Origin of the sequence: uncultured Streptococcus sp., from assembly GCF_901875575.1 — a bacterium.
Taxonomy (GTDB): domain Bacteria; phylum Bacillota; class Bacilli; order Lactobacillales; family Streptococcaceae; genus Streptococcus.
The window spans coordinates 38,700-58,876 of the sequence record NZ_CABFMF010000004.1; the positions used below are offsets into that span (position 1 = coordinate 38,700).

The following is a 20,177-nucleotide window of genomic DNA, read 5'->3' on the forward strand; positions in this document are numbered from 1 at the left end:
TAAAATAGTACTCAGCCACTGTGATGGATTTCGTTATTTGATTCGTAAAAAGGGATAAATAAGATTTTAACGAATACATACATGCTGCGGATTTTCCTCTCTACTGGGAGGATTTATTTTGTAGTAAAATAGTTTTTTTCTAAAAAGAAGTGAATCTAAAATAAAACTAACAGATTAAAATGAAAATAACTCTTTAGCTGACATTACCAAGATAAGCTATTCAAGTTCCTCTACTGTAACAACGCAAAATATGGTATAATGGAGAAGATGGATAGAATCGAGGATATTATGTCATTTAGTAAATTTCAGTTTAAAAATTATATTAATGAAGCTCTGGAGGAGTTGAAATTCATCACTCCTACAGAGGTACAAGAGAAGTTAATCCCCATTGTTTTAGCGGGACGAGACCTGGTCGGTGAATCAAAAACAGGGTCTGGGAAAACCCATACGTTCTTATTGCCGATTTTTCAGCAATTAGATGAATCTAACGATAGTGTACAGGCAGTGATTACGGCTCCGAGTCGTGAGTTGGCTACTCAGATTTACCAAGCGGCTCGTCAGATAGCAAGTCATTCCGAAGAAGATGTTCGTGTTGTGAACTATGTGGGTGGTACAGATAAGGCTCGTCAGATAGACAAATTAGCTAGTAATCAGCCCCATATTGTCATTGGAACTCCAGGGCGCATCTATGATCTGGTCAAATCAGGAGATTTAGCTATTCACAAGGCTAAGATCTTTGTCGTGGATGAAGCAGATATGACCTTGGATATGGGATTCTTAGATACGGTTGATAAGATTGCTGGAAGCCTTCCAAAAGATTTGCAATTTATGGTGTTTTCAGCAACTATTCCCCAAAAGTTGCAGCCATTTTTGAAAAAATATTTGTCAAACCCTGTTATGGAGAAAATCAAGACAAAGACGGTTATTTCTGATACCATTGATAACTGGTTGATTTCGACCAAGGGACGTGACAAGAATGCTCAAATTTACCAGTTGACTCAGTTGATGCAGCCTTATTTGGCAATGATTTTTGTCAATACAAAGACGCGTGCGGATGAATTGCATTCTTACTTGACGGCTCAAGGACTAAAGGTGGCAAAGATTCATGGTGATATTGCCCCTCGTGAACGCAAGCGAATCATGAATCAGGTGAAAAATCTTGACTTTGAGTATATTGTTGCAACGGATTTAGCAGCTCGTGGAATTGATATTGAAGGGGTTAGCCATGTTATCAATGATGCTATTCCACAAGATTTATCTTTCTTTGTTCACCGTGTTGGGCGTACTGGGCGCAATGGCTTGCCTGGTACAGCTATTACTCTTTATCAACCAAGTGATGATTCAGATATCCGTGAGTTGGAGAAGCTGGGAATAAAATTCACTCCTAAGATAGTTAAGGATGGAGAATTTCAAGATACCTATGACCGTGATCGACGTGTTAACCGTGAGAAGAAGCAAGATCAACTTGACATTGAGATGATAGGTTTGGTTAAAAAGAAAAAGAAAAAAGTGAAACCAGGCTATAAGAAGAAAATCCAGTGGGCAGTGGATGAAAAACGCCGTAAAACCAAGCGTGCAGAAAATCGTGCGCGTGGCCGTGCAGAGCGTAAAGCTAAACGACAAACTTTTTAATGATTGCATTTCTTCAAGTGAACTTTTGAAAAACTAAAAAGCTCGTAAAGGGCTTTTTCTTATAGTTTGAAACTATAGGATGACCTAGCCAAGAAGTGTTAGAGCTATATTCTATTTTTTGGTATAATTAAAGATATTTGTAAGAAAAGAGAAGTGATATGACACAGATTATTGATGGGAAGGCTCTAGCTGTTAAGTTACAAGGACAGTTGACTGAAAAGACTGCAAGATTAAAGGAAGAAACAGGTCTAGTACCTGGTTTGGTAGTGATTTTGGTTGGAAACAATCCTGCCAGCCAAGTTTATGTTCGAAACAAGGAGCGCTCAGCCCTTGCGGCTGGTTTCCGTAGCGAAGTAGTGCGAGTTCCAGAAACCATTACCCAAGGGGAATTGTTGGACTTGATTGCCAAATACAATCAAGATCCAGCTTGGCATGGGATTTTGGTTCAGTTGCCTTTACCCAAACATATCGATGAAGAGGTAGTTTTGTTAGCCATTAATCCAGAAAAGGATGTAGATGGTTTTCATCCGCTAAACATGGGGCGTCTCTGGTCTGGGCACCCAGTTATGATTCCTTCAACACCTGCAGGAATTATGGAAATGTTTCATGAATATGGGATTGACTTGGAAGGTAAAAATGCGGTTGTTATTGGTCGCTCAAACATTGTTGGGAAACCCATGGCCCAGCTTCTGTTGGCCAAGAATGCGACAGTGACCTTGACCCATTCACGTACCCATAATCTTGCTCAACTAGCATCGAAAGCAGATATCCTAGTTGTAGCGATCGGTCGTGCTAAGTTTGTGACTGCTGACTTTGTTAAACCTGGAGCAGTTGTTATTGACGTTGGGATGAACCGAGATGAAAATGGCAAGCTTTGTGGAGATGTGGATTATGAGGCGGTTGCACCACTTGCTAGCCATATCACGCCAGTCCCTGGAGGTGTCGGTCCTATGACTATTACCATGCTGATGGAGCAAACTTATCAGGCAGCCCTTCGGACATTGGACAAGAGATAAGAAAATAGGATTCGTACTTAATCTGCAAAAATTTAAGGGTGAGAATTTTATGGTTTTTGAATGTCTCAAAATTATATGACAGTATTTTAGAAATCTAATCCTTAGCATAAATTAAAAGTTTTTTTAAATCTTATGTTCATTAAGATGAGCTGTATTGATAGGTGGAGATGATTCATGAGAAGAATAGCTAAACTTTGAAATACTTTTTTAACTTATTTACCTATCATGATTTAAAAGGAGGTTTTTACCTCTTTTTTATTGCTTTTAAAAGGATAAATGATACAGAATAAGACGAAGGGTTTAGCTTTATATTTTTAGAGTTTTCTCGTAGAAAGAAAATAATCGCATGAAGGTTCTATGATAGTAGATTTTTTTAGATAAGTCTGTTTTAAAGAGTTTCTTAAACAGTCATTTATTAGCTTTAAATTACAATAATTAATTGCAATTCAGTCTTTATTTTGATATATTTATCATGTAGAATATATTATTTGACTCGGTATCTGTTTGTGTTTTCGGAAGGAGGTTTCTAGTAAAAAGTAAACGCTTACTAGATATCAAGAGAAAGAAATGAGGATTTTAATGGATAAAAGACTTTTTGATAAACGGTGTCATTACAGTATTCGTAAATTTGCAATAGGTGCTGCTTCTGTCATGATTGGAGCTAGTATATTTGGTTTATCAGTAGTACAAGCTGAGGAAGTATCTTCATCCAATACACCATCAGAAGAAACAACTGTTCATCAAGCACAACCTTTAGATAAGCTTCCCGATGAAGTGGCAGTCGCTATTGCAAAGGCTGATGAGAATGGTGGGCGAGAATTTGAAAAACCGAAAGCTGAATCAGCAGAAGATAAAGTTATTAAAGGTACAGAACCAACTACACCAGCTAACAAGGACAGTAATGAATTGGCTAGTCCTAAAGTTGAAACTCCAAATAAAGTAGAAGAAGGAAACAAAGCCGAGAACAAACAGAAATCTGAAGAGATAAATCCAAAGCCTGTTGAACCTGCAACAACAGCTGAAACAGTAGTGAAAGAGGATTCTCAAAAAGCTTCTGGAAACGACCAGGTAAAAGCAGATACAGAAATTAAACCTTCTTCTGACAATTCTCAAGCTATTTCTGACAAGTCCAACAAAGCAGAAATTGATAAAGAGAAACAACTCTTATCGGAACGAAAACAAGATTTTAATAAAGATTGGTATTTTAAATTAAATGCTCAAGGCGATTTTTCAAAAAAAGATGTGGATGTACATGATTGGTCTAAATTGAATCTTCCACATGATTGGAGCATTTATTTTGATTTCGACCATAAGTCTCCCGCTCGAAACGAAGGTGGACAGTTAAATGGTGGAACAGCTTGGTATCGTAAAACGTTCACAGTCAATGAAGCTGACAAGAACAAGGATGTACGGATCAATTTTGATGGAGTTTACATGGATTCTAGGGTCTATGTAAATGGTCAATTTGTTGGCCATTATCCGAGTGGATATAATCATTTTTCCTATGATATCACTAAGTTTTTAAATAAAGATGGTAGTGAAAATTCAATCACTGTTCAAGTGACTAATAAACAACCAAGTAGTCGCTGGTATTCTGGAAGTGGTATTTATCGTGATGTCACTCTAAGTTATCGTGATAAAGTCCATGTTGCCGAAAATGGTAATCATATCACTACTCCAAAACTGGCTGAGCAAAAAGAAGGGAATGTTGAAACTCAAGTCCAAAGTAAAATTAAAAATGCAGATAAACAATCTGCTAAGGTATTTGTGGAGCAACAAATTTTTACCAAGGAGGGTAAGCCTGTTTCAGAATTGACTCGTTCTGCAACTAAGGTTTTGTCAGAAAATGAAACAGCAGATTTCAATCAAACAATTCTAGTTAATAAGCCAACACTTTGGACTACGAAAAGTTATCACCCTCAACTGTATGTACTTAAAACAAAGGTATACAAAGAAGGGAAACTTGTTGATGTAACAGAAGATACATTTGGTTACCGCTATTTCAATTGGACTGCTAAGGATGGTTTCTCTCTGAATGGCGAGCGGATGAAATTCCACGGAGTAAGTATTCACCATGACAATGGGGCCTTGGGTGCAGAAGAGAATTATAAGGCTACCTATCGTAAATTAAAACTCCTGAAAGATATGGGGGTTAACTCTATTCGTACAACACACAATCCAGCTAGCCCTCAGTTGCTTGATGCTGCAGCTAGTTTAGGTCTGTTGGTTCAAGAGGAAGCTTTTGATACCTGGTATGGTGGTAAGAAAACATACGACTATGGACGTTTCTTTGATCAAGATGCAACACACCCAGAGGCTAAAAAGGGTGAGAAGTGGTCTGATTTTGATCTCAGAACGATGGTAGAACGGGATAAAAATAATCCATCTATTGTCATGTGGTCTCTTGGAAACGAAGTGGAAGAGGCAAATGGTAGTCCTCGTTCTATCGAAACTGCTAAGCGTCTGAAGGCTATTATCAAGGCGATTGATACTGAACGTTATGTAACCATGGGTGAAAATAAATTTAGTCGTGCAGCGACAGGTGATTTCTTAAAGGTTGCAGAAATCATGGATGCTGTGGGTATGAACTATGGTGAACGTTTTTATGATGCGGTTCGTAGTGCGCATCCAGATTGGCTCATTTATGGTTCTGAAACCTCTTCAGCTACTAGAACGCGTGATTCTTATTACAATCCTGCTCAAATACTTGGACATGATAACCGTCCAAATCGTCACTATGAACAATCTGACTATGGTAATGACCGTGTTGGATGGGGAAGAACAGCTACTGAATCATGGACTTTTGACCGTGATCGTGCAGGATATGCCGGACAATTTATCTGGACTGGGTTTGATTATATTGGTGAACCAACTCCATGGCATAACCAAGATAATACACCTGTAAAAAGCTCTTACTTTGGTATCATCGATACGGCTGGTTTACCAAAAAATGATTTCTACCTTTATCGCAGTGAGTGGTATAGTGCTAAAGAAAAACCAACTGTTCGTATTCTACCACATTGGAACTGGACTGAAGAAACACTTAAAGAACGTAAGATGTTAGTTGATGGAAAGGTTCCGGTTAGGACCTTCTCAAATGCTACAAGTGTAGAATTATTCTTAAATGGACAGTCGCTTGGTAAAAAGGAATATACGAAGAAAACGACAGAAGATGGACGTCCTTATCATGAAGGGGCTAAACCAAGTGAATTGTATCTCGAGTGGCTTGTAAAATACCAACCAGGTACACTGACTGCTATTGCTCGAGATGAAAATGGCAAAGAAATTGCACGTGATAGTGTGACAACAGCAGGTGAACCAGCAAAAGTTCGCTTGACGAAAGAAGAGCATGTCATCACGGCAGATGGTAAAGACCTATCATACATCCATTACGAAATTGTTGATGGCGATGGGAATGTGGTTCCGACAGCGAACAATCTTGTTCATTTCAATCTTCATGGTCAGGGACAAATTGTTGGGGTCGATAACGGAGAACAAGCTAGTCGTGAGCGCTACAAAGCCCAAGCAGACGGAACATGGCAAAGACGTGCTTTCAATGGTAAAGGGGTTGTTATTGTAAAATCAACAGAAAAAGAAGGTAAATTTACGCTTTATGCAGATTCTGCTGGTTTAACTTCTGATAGTGCAACGGTCGCAACTGTTTCTGGTAAGAAAGAAAACCGTCACTTTGTATCCTATTCTCCTGTGAAGGCGACAACTGATGTTAGCACAAATCCTGTATTACCTCAGACGGTAACAGCTATTTATAGTGATGGTAGTGTTGAAGAGAAGTCTGTAACTTGGGAATTACCATCAGACTTGCTGACAAGCGCAGGTGTAAAAAAAGTATCTGGACGAGTAGAAGGTTTGGAAAAACCAGTTGAGGCACTTGTAAAAGTGGTTGCCTTAGATAAATGGTTACCAAAAGTTGCTACAGTACCGGTTGGTACCAATGAAGCTGATCTGGATAAAACGGTCACAGCTGTTTTGACAGATGGGAACTTAATTGATACAGAGGTTGTCTCATGGACCTTGAAAGATCCTTCTGCCTTGACAAAAGAAGGTGGACGTACGGAAGCTACTGGTAAATTAGTAGGTGATGGTCATGAGGTTACGGCAACCTTTATTGCGAGCAACAAGGAAACAATGAGTAGTGTTGCAGGAATTACAGTTGGGGATAAAACTCTTGAAAACTTTGATCCTAGCAAGACTTATTATCGCGTATCACTTCCTTATACAGCTCCAATTCCGAATGTTGGAGCTCAAGCTACAGGTTATCAGGTAAACGTACAGCAGGCTTCAGCTGCAAATGATTATCAGGCTTCAGTCTTCTTAAGTAATCAAAAGGGAGATTTGGTACAAAGTTACTTGATTCAATTTGTGAAGGAAGCTCCAGCTTTGAAACGCTTAGAAGTAGATGTAAAAGGTAAAGAAGGTGCCACAGAAGATCAAGTTTTAACTTATCGTGTGATTGGTCAATATGAAGATGGTTCTCAAACAGAATTTTCAGCATCAGATATTCACCTAGAAGCTAAATCGTCTGATGGCGGACATCTTGAAGTGAATGGACAAAACCTCCTTCTTTATAGCAAAGGACGCGTGACATTGACACCACGCATCGATAATCAAAAAGAGACTACGGAATCTGTAACTACTGAAGTAGTGATTAAAGAAAATAAAGTGGAGAAGAAAATTGTAAAACTTCATCCAGTATCTGTATCTACAGATATTCATCAGCAACCGAATCTACCTAAAGAAGTTGGAGCAGAATTTGATAAGGGCTTGCCACGCAAAGTGTCTGTAACTTGGGACAAGATAGATGAAAAAGATCTAAACCACTATCATAGCTTTACTATTAAAGGACGCGTAGAAGGTACAGATATTGAAGCTCAAGCGACTGTAACGGTTGAAGGCTTACAAGTTGCTGAGGAAATCAGTCTCACAGTTCCTAGGGGTGAAACCGTTCAATTGCCAGCTAATGTACGTGCTTACCATTCTAATGGAACAACTATCTACAAAGATGTAGTTTGGGATAAGGTTCCAGAAAACTTTAGTCAAACAGAAGGAGTCTATGAAATCAATGGTCGTTTAGTGGGTAGCAATCTTACCACTAAAGCTCATGTTCGAGTGTCTAGTCAAGTTGTTGCTGGAAATAATATCTCGAAACAATGGACAGGTTCGCAATTGCCAGCTGCCATTGTATCCAATACAGGAGGAGATGATTCAGCTAATTCCTTGAACGACCTGACTGTGTCAAGAAAACCAACAGATGCTAAAAATAGATGGACTACTTGGAGAACAAATACTGATAATGATTGGGCTTCTATCTTGTTTGGTAATTCAGGAGACTTGACGAAACGATTTGTCAATAATTTGTCAGTTGATTTCTATACTGATGGAGCAATTGGGCTTCCAAAAGACTATGTAGTTGAATATTATGTAGGTAAAGAAATTCCAGATTTACCAAGTGATGTCAGCAATGCTCAGCGAGATAGCAATCATCCATTTAATAATCCAGACAATTGGAAAGCAGTTGAAAACTTACATGCTCCAAGTCAACTTTCAGCAACTCAAACAAATCACTTCACCTTTGACAAGGTAGAAACCTATGCTATTCGTCTTCGAATGAAAAAGGCTGAAGGTACTGCAGGAGTTGGTCTGACAGAGCTAACTGTCCTTGGAAACAAGGTCTTAAGTGAAACAAGTTCAGATATTTCTATCAAAGTAGATGGCAAGGATCTTGAACATTTTAATCCATCGAAAACAGATTATTATATTCCTCAATCTAGCAAAGAAATCACTGCAACAGCTAGCAACAATGGTTTGGTTACTCTTGTTCCAGCAACAAGTCCAAAAGGTGCGACACGTCTTATTTTGAAGGCTGAAGATGGCACTATTTTAAAAGAATATCGAATCTACCGTAATGATGAAAAAGATACAAGTCTACCTTTAGCAGCTGAAAATGGTGCAACTACTTTGAAGCTCGGAGATACCCTTCAACTTCCATCAGAAGTCACTATTTATTATCCAACTTCAAATACTTGGACTACAGATAAACTGGCAGTGAAATGGGATGCTATTCCTGAACATGCGACAGAGCATGAGGGAAGATTCCAAGTAACTGGTCATGTCATCGGTACAAATCTAACAACTACCATGCAAGTGACAGTTGTAGCTAAAGGAAATCAAGTCATCTCAGAAAATCCAAGCAACAATGAAACGGATTCTAAAGCCTTTGCTTCAACAACGAACGATACACAAGCAAATTCACATGATAGAATTTTCTATATCAATGATGGAAAATTTAATGAGGATGGACGTTGGACAAACTGGTCTCGTACACCAAAAAATCAAGAAACTTCTGTGGGAATATTGTTTAAGAAGAACGGTAACATTACCTCACAAGCTATTGGAAAAGTTGCCATGCAGTTCTTTAAAGACAGTGGAACAGATGCTCCAGAGAAAATGGTTTTAGAAAGATACATTGGTCCAGCATTGACTGAACCAACTACTATCTCTCGTTATGAAGAAAATGCTGACCATCCATTCAACAAGGCAGAAAATTGGGAACCAATTTCTTACAAAGCTTCTGGAGAATTAGTAGCTGGTAAACCAATTGAGTTTAACTTTGATCCGATTCAAACAACAGCTATTCGTGCTCGAATGACTCGTAAGTCTACTACTAACGGGCTAGCAGTAGTCGAATTTACAGCCTATTCTGCTGGTAAAGAAGTGGAGGTGGAAACACCATCGGCTACTATTTCGATCGATGGAAAAGCATTGGAAAAATTTGATCCAAATGTGACAGATTACACCCTAACAACAATGGGCTCCAAACCAAAAGTCACTGCAACAACTAGTGGACATGGAGTAGTTACAGTTGTGGATCCTGGAAATGCCAATCTTCCAACACTCGTTCGTCTTGTTTCCAAAGATGGAAATCTAGTGAAAGAATATCGTTTACACTTTAAGTCTACTTTCCAAACAACACCGACAGAAGGCGTTAAGAACTTAGTTGCAGCAGCACCAAGTTTGGAAATTGAAAAGACTTCACTTCCATTTAAAGAAGTTATTCGTGAAACCCCTGAGCTTGCTCAAGGTAAACGTCGTGTAGTTTCTGAAGGACAAGCTGGAGAAAAAGTTGACTATATTCAAGTGTTGGGAACTACTAGAACTCTTGTTCATTCTGAAGAAAGAAAGGCTCAGGATCGTATTATTGAAGTAGGAGTAAAAACATCTACTTTAAGTAGTAAAGGAGAGGAGTCGGCTCTAATTAACGAAGTTCCAGAATTCAAAGGCGGTGCTAATTTTGTAGAAGCAGCACTAAATGAAGTACCAGAGTACCGTGGTGTTCTAGCCACAGTAGGTAATCAACCAGCTCCTACAGTAGAAAAACCAAAGTTCAAGCTTAATTCGTTAGAAAAAGCTCAGACTCCAGAAGCACCAGTTCAAGTTGTCAAGGAAGACAAGAGATTGCCAGAAACAGGAGAGAGAGAATCTGAGACATCCATCTTCTTGGCAGGTGTTAGCTTGGCCTTGTCAGCAGCACTATTAACTGCAAAACGTAAAGAAGATTAGTCTGTACGTCTAATGACTTCCTATTTGTAGATATTAGTCAATGATTAAAAATTGCTTTCTTTTTCAACTATAGTAAGTTGATGGCATCTAAAAACTGGAGAAGACAATCATGGTCTTCTCCAGTTTTATATAGGTGTAAGCAAGAGAGGGGAATTATGCCCCAAAAGTTAGACAGAAAATAGTAATCCAAATTGCAAGGTGTGTACCTTTTTGTAGTATAATGAAGTTGAGAGGAAAAAACGATGAAAGTGATTGATCAAACCTTACTAGAAAAAGTCATGATTGAACGTTCTCGTACAAGTTATAAAGGAGACTATGGTCGCTTGCTTCTGTTAGGTGGTACCTATCCTTATGGTGGTGCTATCATTATGGCTGCGCTAGCTGCAGTTAAGAGTGGTGTAGGATTGGTGACCGTTGGAACGGACAGGGAAAATATTCCAGCTCTGCACAGCCATTTACCTGAGGCTATGGCCTTTTCTCTTCAAGACCAGCAATTGTTAAAAGAGCAATTGGAGAAGGCAGAGGTTGTCTTGCTGGGGCCTGGTTTACGAGACGATGCTTATGGAGAAAATCTGGTCAAACAGGTCTTTGCTGGCTTAAGACAAAATCAGATTTTGATTGTAGACGGAGGGGCCTTGACCATCCTTGCTAGAACAAGTTTGTCATTTCCGTCTAACCAGCTTATCCTAACTCCCCACCAAAAAGAATGGGAAAAACTGTCTGGTATTGCTATTGAAAAGCAAAACAAAGATGCAACGGCTAGTGCCCTGACTTCCTTCCCTCAAGGAACGATTTTAGTTGAAAAAGGTCCAGCTACTCGTATTTGGCAAGCTGGACAGTCTGATTGTTATCAGTTACAGGTTGGTGGTCCCTATCAGGCGACTGGTGGTATGGGAGATACACTAGCTGGGATGATCGCAGGATTTGCAGGCCAATTCCAGCAAGCCAGTCTCTTTGAGCGAGTTGTAGTTGCAACTCATCTTCATTCAGCTATTGCTCAAGAATTAGCTCAAGAGCATTATGTGGTCTTGCCGACTGAGATTAGTCACGAGATTCCTAAAATGATGAAAAAAATATCTCAAAAAGGCACCTGATAGTTTCAGGAGTCTTTATATTTTTAGAAAAATCCTTTAATCTTTCCAACGAGGCCATCTAGGCCTTCAGAACCAGAAATCAACTGCTGAGCTTGAGAGAAGTATTCTCCGAGTTGATCTTGATTTTCTGAAATAAATATTTTTGCAGCATCGAAATCTTTAGTTTCGATTAACTCTTTTACTTGATTAAATAAATCTAATGGATTCATGGTAATTCTCTTCTTATGTTTTTTACTATTTAATCATCTTTTATAAAGAAAATCAACTCTAGTTTTTAAAGAGTTTTCTATAGTAAGATATAGGATGTTATGATTCGGATGCTAGAATGATGAAAGAAAATTAGAAATCATACATAAAAATGTTCGGTTTTTTCTAGTGTATCCATGAAATAAAAAGTGATACATGTTATAATAGAAATAGCTCTCTAATGGAGGTGTTTGAGTGGAAAAACTGAAGAAAATGGCAGGTATCAAGGCTGCTGAGTTTGTCAAGGATGGTATGGTAGTCGGACTAGGTACTGGCTCGACTGCCTATTATTTTGTAGAAGAAATCGGTCGTCGTATCAAGGAAGAAGGCTTGCAGATTACAGCTGTGACGACTTCTAGTGTAACCAGTAAACAGGCAGAAGGACTCAATATCCCTCTCAAGTCTATTGACCAAGTGGACTCTGTTGATGTGACGGTTGATGGGGCAGATGAAGTGGATAGTCAGTTTAATGGAATCAAAGGCGGTGGCGGTGCCCTCCTAATGGAGAAGGTGGTTGCAACACCATCTAAAGAATACATTTGGGTAGTTGATGAAAGCAAGCTGGTAGAGAAACTAGGTGCTTTTAAATTGCCTGTGGAAGTGGTTCAATATGGTGCAGAGCAGGTTTTTCGTCGTTTTGAACGAGCTGGCTATAAACCAAGTTTCCGTGAAAAAGACAGTCAACGTTTTGTGACTGATATGCAGAACTTTATCATTGACCTTGCCTTGGATGTCATTGAAGATCCAATTGCTTTCGGACAAGAATTGGACCATGTTGTTGGTGTCGTGGAGCATGGCTTATTTAACCAAATGGTGGACAAGGTCATCGTTGCTGGACGAGATGGAGTTCAGATTTTAACTTCAACAAAAGAGAAATAAAAGGAGACATAAAATGTCAAAATTTAATCGTATTCATTTGGTAGTATTGGATTCTGTAGGAATCGGTGCGGCACCAGATGCCAATAACTTTGTCAATGCAGGGGTTCCAGATGGAGCTTCTGACACATTGGGACACATTTCAAAAACAGTTGGTTTGAATGTCCCAAACATGGCTAAAATCGGTCTTGGAAATATTCCTCGTGAAACAGCATTGAAGACGGTGCCAGCTGAAAGCAATCCAACAGGTTATGTGACAAAATTAGAAGAAGTATCTCTTGGTAAGGATACGATGACTGGCCACTGGGAAATCATGGGTCTCAATATTACGGAGCCTTTCGATACTTTCTGGAATGGATTCCCAGAAGAAATCTTGACAAAAATTGAAGAATTCTCAGGACGCAAGGTTATTCGTGAAGCAAACAAACCTTACTCAGGAACGGCTGTTATCGATGATTTTGGACCACGTCAGATGGAAACAGGGGAGTTGATTATCTATACTTCAGCTGACCCAGTTCTTCAAATTGCAGCTCACGAAGATATCATTCCGTTGGATGAATTGTACCGTATCTGTGAATACGCTCGTTCGATTACACTTGAGCGTCCAGCACTTCTTGGTCGCATCATTGCTCGCCCTTACGTAGGTGAACCAGGTAACTTCACTCGTACAGCAAACCGTCGTGATTTGGCTGTATCTCCATTTGCACCGACTGTTTTGGATAAATTGAATGAAGCAGGTATTGATACATACGCTGTTGGTAAAATCAACGATATCTTTAACGGCGCTGGTATCAATCATGACATGGGCCACAACAAGTCAAATAGCCATGGAATTGATACACTATTGAAGACTATGGGACTTGCTGAGTTTGAAAAAGGATTCTCATTCACAAACTTGGTGGACTTTGATGCCCTATACGGCCACCGTCGTAATGCTCATGGTTACCGTGATTGTTTGCATGAGTTTGATGAACGCTTGCCTGAAATTATCGCAGCCATGAGAGAGAATGACCTTCTCTTGATTACTGCGGACCATGGAAATGACCCAACCTATGCAGGAACAGACCACACTCGTGAATATATTCCATTGTTGGCCTATAGCCCTAGCTTTAAGGGAAATGGTGTCATTCCAGTTGGACATTTTGCAGATATCTCAGCAACAGTTGCGGATAACTTTGGTGTTGAAACTGCCATGATTGGTGAAAGTTTCTTAGATAAATTGGTATAAGATGACGCGATATGCTTTACTTGTTCGGGGCATTAATGTCGGTGGGAAAAATAAGGTTGTCATGGCGCAACTTCGTCAAGAACTGACAGAGTTGGGACTGGAAAAGCTTGAGACCTACATCAACAGTGGCAATATTTTCTTTACTTCGACAGACCCCAAAGCCCGATTGGTTGAAAAGTTAGAGGCTTTCTTTGCAGTCCATTATCCATTTATTAAGAGCTTTTCCTTGCTGAGTCAGGAAGATTATGAAGAAGAGCTGAATAATCTGCCAGATTGGTGGACCAAAGATTTGGCACGAAAGGATGTCCTCTTTTACACGGAGGGCTTAGATGTGGATCAAGTGATCGAGAAAGTGAACGGTTTGGAACTGGAAGATGAAGTCGTTCATTTTGGAAAACTTGGTATTTTCTGGGGAAAATACTCCGAAGAATCATACTACGAAACAGCCTATCACAAGTACTTACTCAAGATGCCCTTTTATCGTAACATCACCATTCGCAATGCTAAAACTTTTGACAAAATCGGTCAAATGCTAAAAACTAAAAAAGGAGACACACAATGACATTTTTAGATAAAATCAATGAAACAGCTGCCTTCCTGAAAGACAAGGGAATCCAAACGCCTGAGTTCGGTCTAATCCTTGGATCAGGACTGGGAGAATTGGCAGAAGAAATTGAAAACCCAGTTGTAGTAGACTATGCTGAGATTCCAAACTGGGGCCGTTCAACAGTAGTCGGTCACGCTGGTAAATTGGTATATGGGGAACTTGCAGGTCGCAAGGTCTTGGCTCTTCAAGGTCGCTTCCATTTCTACGAAGGCAATCCTCTGGAAGTCGTGACTTTTCCAGTACGTGTCATGAAAGTTCTTGGATGTGAAGGTGTCATTGTAACCAATGCAGCTGGTGGTATTGGTTATGGGCCTGGTACTTTGATGGCTATCTCAGACCATATCAACATGACGGGTCAAAATCCATTGATGGGTGAAAACTTGGATGAATTTGGTCCTCGTTTCCCAGATATGTCTAAGGCCTACACACCAGAATACCGTGTGACTGCCCATGAAGTGGCTAAAAAAATTGGTATCAAGCTTGATGAAGGTGTCTATATCGGTGTTACTGGTCCAACTTATGAAACACCAGCAGAAATTCGTGCCTATAAGACACTGGGAGCAGATGCAGTTGGTATGTCGACTGTTCCTGAAGTTATTGTGGCAGCCCACTCTGGCTTGAAAGTTCTGGGAATCTCATGTATCACTAACTTTGCAGCTGGATTCCAAGAAGAACTCAATCACGAGGAAGTTGTAGAAGTGACTGAACGTGTTAAAGGCGACTTCAAGGGCTTGCTAAAAGCCATTCTTGCTGAACTATGAGAAAGAAAAATCAGTAGGAAAATATTTCTGTAAGTTGGAAGATGAATGAAACAATTAACTTCCATATAGAATTATGATATGAAAATTGAATGAGGTTTCTATACTTTTATAAACCTCATCAAATCCTTGCTAACCAAGTATAAAAATGAAACTGTGACTCTAAAGGAGATTAGCTGATTGGAGAATAGTGTTGGTAAAGAGGGGGAAAAATAAAAGAAAGATATATGAATAAATGAGAATTAATCAACGAATTATGCGTTTTGGTATAAAAAAACTAAGTATCGGAGTTGTGTCTATTGCAGTTGGTTTTGCTTTTTTAGCACCGACAGGAATTTCTGCCAATGAAGGTAACCCAGTTGTGAAAAATGAGACTCCTCTAGTAGTAAATGCAACGGATAGTTCCATAAAAGAAAGCACTGATAAAAAACAGGAAATATCTATTACAGAGGAGAAAGCAACAACTACTCAATCAACTTTAGAGACAAAAGAAGTTGTTAAAAATCAGAAAGAAAAAGCAGGAGAAGAATTATATCAAAAAGAATCTGCTGTGCCTCACGAGGAATTGAAGAAAGAGGAAATTCTAAAGGATGAGCCGAAAAATTCTCGTCCAGTAACAGAGGCAGACTTTGTCAAAATTTCTAAAGGAGAACTCCATGTAGAGAAGGAACTTGTCGATAATTCTTTATACGGTGGAAAATTTTTAGATCCTGATGGAGATGATGATCATGATGGAATAAAGAATAAGGATGAATTGTATATTTACAATAAAGATGGGAAAGACTACTTAGGATACCATAGCCATCCTTTACTAGCAGATAGTGATGGAGATGGACTAGAAGACGGGGAAGATGATAACAAGAAACAATGGTATGTCACAGATCGTGATTCCCTCCTTTTTATGGAGTTGGCTTATCGTGATGATGATTACATTGAAAAAATTCTAGATCATAAAAATCCTTTTCCAAGTCTCTATCTTGATCGTCAAGAATATAAAATGATGCACAATGAGTTAGCCCCATTTTGGAAGATGAAAAAGGCTTATCATACAGCAAGTGGTTTGGATGCTTTCTTGTTTGAAACTAAGAGTGATCTTCCTTATTTAAAAGACAATACGATTCAAATGTTGGCTATTCGTGGAACGCGAGTTAATGACGCCAAGGATTTAAGTGCAGATTTTGTTTTATTTGGTGGAAATAAACCTGCACAAGCGGATGATATCCGTAATGTTGTAAAAGAACTGGCGCAGGATTCCAGTATCACCAATCTGTATATGACAGGTCATTCGCTGGGAGGCTACTTAGCTCAAATAGCGGCAGTTGAAGCTTATCAAAAATATCCTACTTTTTATAATAATGTTTTGAAAAAAGTTACGACATTTAGCGCTCCTAAAGTCATTACTTCTCGAACTATTTGGAATGCTAAAAATGGTTTCTGGGATGTAGGATTAGAAAGTCGTAAGTTGGCATTATCTGGTAAAATAAAACATTATGTGGTCGATAATGATAATGTTGTGACATCTTTGATTCGTAATGATCATGATATTGTAACCTTTACAGGTAACTCTAGTTTCAAGCACCGTTCGCGTGGTTATTTTGAAAGTAGAATGAATGCTATCCCGAATTTTAATATTGGAAAACGTGATACGCTTGATAAACAGGGATATCGTGATCAAAAATTGGACAAAGTTTATTTCTTTAAGAAAAAGGAAGTTCCCCTCTTGTCTACTCAACCTAGTGTAGAATCATTTGAAAACATAGCTCTAGGGAAACGAGTAACTCAAAGTTCGACAGCTTTTGGAGGAGATGCTAGAAGAGCAGTTGATGGGAAATTAGATGGAAACTACGGACATCATTCTGTCACTCATACAGATTTTCAATCAAAACCTTGGTGGCAAGTCGATTTAGATAAGGAAGAAACGATTCGCCAGATTAATATTTACAATCGAACAGATGCTGCTCAAGATAGACTGACTAATTTTAATGTGATTCTTTTAGATAGTTCTGGAAAAGAAATTGAAAGAAAGCGCATTGCATACTTACGAGATAGTTCCGCTCAGATTTCAATTGATTATAAGAAAGCTCGTTTTGTACGCATTGAGTTAGATGGATATAACGCTCTCAGTCTTGCAGAAGTTCAAGTTTTTCGCGCTGAAAATATCGCTTGGAAAAAACAAGCTAAGCAAAGTTCTACTGATTTTGGAGGAGATGCTAGTCGTGCCTTGGATGGCAATACCAATAGTAGTTATAGCCAGCAATCAATTACACATACAAAATTTGAAAACCAGCCTTGGTGGGAAGTTGATTTAGGTCGTACAGAACAGGTAGGACTTGTTCGCCTTCATAACCGTGGGGATGGAGAACTTTCTAAACGTCTCTCAGACTTTGATGTGATTTTATATGATGAAAAAGGGACAGAAGTTGCTAGACAATATGTTTCTCGTTTAGCAGGAAGCAGTTTAGATCTCCAGTTGAATGGTAAACTAGGTCGCCGTGTTCGTGTTCAATTGCGTCAAAAAAATCAAGCTCTCAGCCTTGCAGAAGTAGAAGTTTTTCGATTTGTAGCTAAAAATAATGTAACTACGCAAGCTTCTAAACCTGTACAACTGTTAAACTACACTCCTGTAAAAGATAAGACCCTAACTATCCAACATAGCGGCGCTTATATTGCACGTTATTCAATATCGTGGGAAGAAGTTACAGTAGATAGAAATGGTCAATCAGTTGTCCGAAGTCGTTCTTGGGAAGGGAATGGGCGCAATCAGACCGCAGGCTCTATCCTCAATCTCCCAATTAAGTCTAATATGCGCAATCTTCGAATTAAGATTGAAAAGAGAACAGGTCTTATCTGGAATAGATGGCAAACAATCTATGACAACAGACCTCTTCTCGCCCAACCACATCGTAAAATTACTCACTGGGGAACAACATTGAATTCTAAGGTGAGTGACGATGATGTCTTATAATCTGACGATACAATGACAGTTCGTTTGTCTAGTTTATAAGAAAGGACTAGCTGATCTTGAACAGGACTCAGCTAGTTCTATGTGAGAGAACAAAATTAAACAGAAAGGTAGAGTGAGGTGTTCTAATTTGAACACGAGTGGAAATTCGTACCTATAAGATACTTGGAACAGATATGGTCGGAATGTCAACTGCTCCTGAAGTTATTGTTGTGGACTACTCAGGTTTGAAAGTTCTAGGAATTTTATGTATTACTAACTATACTACTGGTTTCAAAGAAGAGCTTAACCACAAAGAGGTTATAGAAGTGACTGAGTGTGTTAAAGGCTTACTTAAAGCCGTTTTTACTGAATTATTATTATGTTAAAAGAATTGAGGAGTGTTTTTCAGAAAATCCCTTATAATCTTAAATTATTTCTAGCAGTAATTTTGCAAGGGCTAGTTTCTGGTTTATCTGGTATTTTTCTACATTATCTTTTAAAGATGATAGAGGGGATAGCTTTTGGTCAATCAGAGCATCAAACTGTATTCTTGACAGATGGAGTTTCCTCATCGCGGATAGGATTAAGTTTAATAATCGTAGGTGTCAGTTCATCCTTGGTCTGGTATTTCTTGCAAAAAAAATCACAGATTTTTTCTATTAAAGCACAGATGAAGGATGAGATTTCACAATACAAACTTCATTTTTTAAAACAGCTATTTCATTCAATTTGGCAAATTATTGCAGTTGGAGGAGGAGCCCCTATTGGTAAAGAAGCTGCACCACGAGAGATTGGAACTCTATTTGCAGGACCAATTGGGAAAATATGTTCTCTCTCTAAGAAGGATCAAATATTTCTCCTTGCTTGTGGTGCTGGTGCTGGTCTAGCAGCTGTCTACCAGGTTCCATTAACAAGTGTCTTCTTTGTTTTTGAAACTCTAGGAATTGCTCTATCTATTAAACGATTTGTCTTAGTCGGTTTGACTACCTATGTGTCAACCTATACAGCAGGCTTGGTTATTTCAGATCATGCTCTCTACCAGATTCCAGCCATTGCATGGTCATTAAAGGAAACGTGGATTATTCCCTTATTACTTCTTTTCTTAACCCCACTAGCTTGGCTTTTTGGTCGCTTGAGTAAAGAAGTGTCCTCAAACAGGATAAAAGATAAACGAGTACTTCTCACATTGCCTACAGTTTTTCTTTTTCTTGCTGGGTTGGCAAGTTATTTTCCACATCTACTTGGAAATGGACGTATGATGGCTCAGGAAGTCTTGAATGGTAGCAATGGTAAAACAGTATTCCTCTTGTTTATCCTAAAAGCACTGGTCGTTCTTATTACTCTGTGGGCAGGGGCCTATGGTGGTACACTTACGCCATCTTTTGCCTTGGGGATGGCTGGAGCTGCCCTCTTTGGAATGATTCTAGGTGGGGATAACCAGCCAAGCATTTTGCTTTTGGGATCTGTTTGCTTTTTGTCTGTGACCTTGAGGGCTCCTTTATCAGCTACAGGTCTGGTAGTCGGCTTTACTGGTCTGACTCTAGAATCCTTACCTTATCTTCTAGTAACAGCGTATGCAGCTTATGGATTTGCAAAAATATTAGACCGTTTTTCTTGGGCTAACATACTGTGTCAGAAGTCAAAGAATAGAGTAATAAGATAGAGAACGACCGTTTCTTCTAATCAAAGATTTATCTTAAAAGATTAAAAACTATTGTCAATTTATCAATAACTGTTTGAAATAAAAAAGAAGTAGGCTTATCGGAGTCATGATTGAATCCGATTTTTCCTAGTTATGAAATATAAAAAAAGAAAGGTAGAGCGTGTGTTTTGATTTGAACATGAGCGAAAAACTTTTCTAAAAAATCAGAAAGGAAGGATAGTTCGGTTTTCAATTGAACCGGGGCTATTCTCTTCTATATAATCAAAATTTAAAAAGAAAGGAATTGAACCCACCCTAAAAGCAGTGGGAAAAAGATAGTTGGTCTAGCGAGCATCGCTCACTGCGCCCAACTCCTATTTTCCCTTCGCTTTTTGACGGGTTTGGTATCTTTCCTAATATAAAATATAAAATAAAGAAAGGTAGAGCGTGTGTTTTGATTTGAACACGAGCGGAAAACTCGGAAAATAGATAATCTGACTGAGAAATCAGGATTTCTCGTCAGATTCCTAATTTTCAGTCGTTTTCTTGTCGCTCT

General features: G+C 38.9%; 11 protein-coding genes and 1 pseudogene. 11 read left to right on the plus strand and 1 reads right to left on the minus strand.

All coding sequences use genetic code 11. From position 1 onward, the window contains the following. Window positions 1-288 precede the first annotated feature (288 nt). The 4 genes from QZ114_RS01005 (at window position 289) to QZ114_RS01020 (ending at window position 11,320) form a co-directional block, all read left to right on the plus strand. Entirely contained in the window at window positions 289-1,632 is a 1,344-nt protein-coding gene (locus QZ114_RS01005) for a DEAD/DEAH box helicase (RefSeq protein WP_295498689.1), read from the plus strand. A 158-nt stretch (window positions 1,633-1,790) separates the two neighbouring features. Next, entirely contained in the window at window positions 1,791-2,648 is an 858-nt protein-coding gene (locus QZ114_RS01010) for a bifunctional methylenetetrahydrofolate dehydrogenase/methenyltetrahydrofolate cyclohydrolase (protein ID WP_295498652.1), read from the plus strand. Window positions 2,649-3,227: 579 nt separating this feature from the next. Beyond that, entirely contained in the window at window positions 3,228-10,226 is a 6,999-nt protein-coding gene (locus QZ114_RS01015) for an SIALI-17 repeat-containing surface protein (protein WP_295498655.1), read from the plus strand. Between the two features lie 242 nt (window positions 10,227-10,468). Beyond that, on the plus strand, window positions 10,469-11,320 hold the full coding sequence (locus tag QZ114_RS01020; protein WP_295498658.1) for an NAD(P)H-hydrate dehydratase: 852 nt from the start codon (window positions 10,469-10,471) through the stop codon (window positions 11,318-11,320). Between the two features lie 23 nt (window positions 11,321-11,343). On the opposite strand, the gene QZ114_RS01025 is transcribed toward QZ114_RS01020, so the two are convergent. After that, a complete protein-coding gene (locus QZ114_RS01025) occupies window positions 11,344-11,529 on the minus strand; it encodes a hypothetical protein (RefSeq protein ID WP_295498661.1) in 186 nt (61 codons plus the stop codon). Between the two features lie 232 nt (window positions 11,530-11,761). Here QZ114_RS01025 and rpiA point away from each other — a divergent pair, with 232 nt between their 5' ends. From rpiA to QZ114_RS01065, 7 genes and pseudogenes are all read left to right on the plus strand, one after another. Further along, window positions 11,762-12,445, plus strand: a complete 684-nt coding sequence (rpiA, locus tag QZ114_RS01030) for a ribose-5-phosphate isomerase RpiA (RefSeq protein WP_295498664.1) — start codon at window positions 11,762-11,764, stop codon at window positions 12,443-12,445. A gap of 13 nt (window positions 12,446-12,458) precedes the next feature. Continuing rightward, window positions 12,459-13,670 (plus strand): phosphopentomutase, encoded by a 1,212-nt coding sequence (locus QZ114_RS01035; RefSeq protein WP_295498668.1) that lies wholly within the window; start codon window positions 12,459-12,461, stop codon window positions 13,668-13,670. Between the two features lies 1 nt (window position 13,671). Beyond that, window positions 13,672-14,232: a DUF1697 domain-containing protein gene (locus QZ114_RS01040; RefSeq protein WP_295498671.1), complete on the plus strand. Its 561-nt coding sequence runs from the start codon at window positions 13,672-13,674 to the stop codon at window positions 14,230-14,232. Continuing rightward, on the plus strand, window positions 14,229-15,038 hold the full coding sequence (locus QZ114_RS01045) for a purine-nucleoside phosphorylase (RefSeq protein WP_295498674.1): 810 nt from the start codon (window positions 14,229-14,231) through the stop codon (window positions 15,036-15,038). The genes QZ114_RS01040 and QZ114_RS01045 overlap by 4 nt, the downstream gene beginning before the upstream one ends. A gap of 232 nt (window positions 15,039-15,270) precedes the next feature. Next, entirely contained in the window at window positions 15,271-18,000 is a 2,730-nt protein-coding gene (locus QZ114_RS09810; protein ID WP_366926333.1) for a thiol-activated cytolysin C-terminal domain-containing protein, read from the plus strand. Between the two features lie 140 nt (window positions 18,001-18,140). Next, window positions 18,141-18,365 (plus strand): annotated as a pseudogene (locus QZ114_RS01060) (purine-nucleoside phosphorylase); the annotation flags it as partial. After that, complete coding sequence (locus tag QZ114_RS01065; protein WP_295498677.1) at window positions 18,359-19,642, plus strand: chloride channel protein; 1,284 nt, start codon at window positions 18,359-18,361, stop codon at window positions 19,640-19,642. The pseudogene QZ114_RS01060 and the gene QZ114_RS01065, both read left to right, overlap by 7 nt. Window positions 19,643-20,177 lie beyond the last annotated feature (535 nt).

What these genes read in the sequence shown, in the direction of transcription:
- QZ114_RS01005 (WP_295498689.1), top strand. Translation starts at nt 289, where the DNA reads ATGTCATTTAGTAAATTTCAGTTTAAAAATTATATTAATGAAGCTCTG.
- QZ114_RS01010 (WP_295498652.1), top strand. Translation starts at nt 1,791, where the DNA reads ATGACACAGATTATTGATGGGAAGGCTCTAGCTGTTAAGTTACAAGGA.
- QZ114_RS01015 (WP_295498655.1), top strand. Translation starts at nt 3,228, where the DNA reads ATGGATAAAAGACTTTTTGATAAACGGTGTCATTACAGTATTCGTAAA.
- QZ114_RS01020 (WP_295498658.1), top strand. Translation starts at nt 10,469, where the DNA reads ATGAAAGTGATTGATCAAACCTTACTAGAAAAAGTCATGATTGAACGT.
- QZ114_RS01025 (WP_295498661.1), bottom strand. Translation starts at nt 11,529, where the DNA reads ATGAATCCATTAGATTTATTTAATCAAGTAAAAGAGTTAATCGAAACT.
- QZ114_RS01035 (WP_295498668.1), top strand. Translation starts at nt 12,459, where the DNA reads ATGTCAAAATTTAATCGTATTCATTTGGTAGTATTGGATTCTGTAGGA.
- QZ114_RS01040 (WP_295498671.1), top strand. Translation starts at nt 13,672, where the DNA reads ATGACGCGATATGCTTTACTTGTTCGGGGCATTAATGTCGGTGGGAAA.
- QZ114_RS01045 (WP_295498674.1), top strand. Translation starts at nt 14,229, where the DNA reads ATGACATTTTTAGATAAAATCAATGAAACAGCTGCCTTCCTGAAAGAC.
- QZ114_RS09810 (WP_366926333.1), top strand. Translation starts at nt 15,271, where the DNA reads ATGAGAATTAATCAACGAATTATGCGTTTTGGTATAAAAAAACTAAGT.
- QZ114_RS01065 (WP_295498677.1), top strand. Translation starts at nt 18,359, where the DNA reads ATGTTAAAAGAATTGAGGAGTGTTTTTCAGAAAATCCCTTATAATCTT.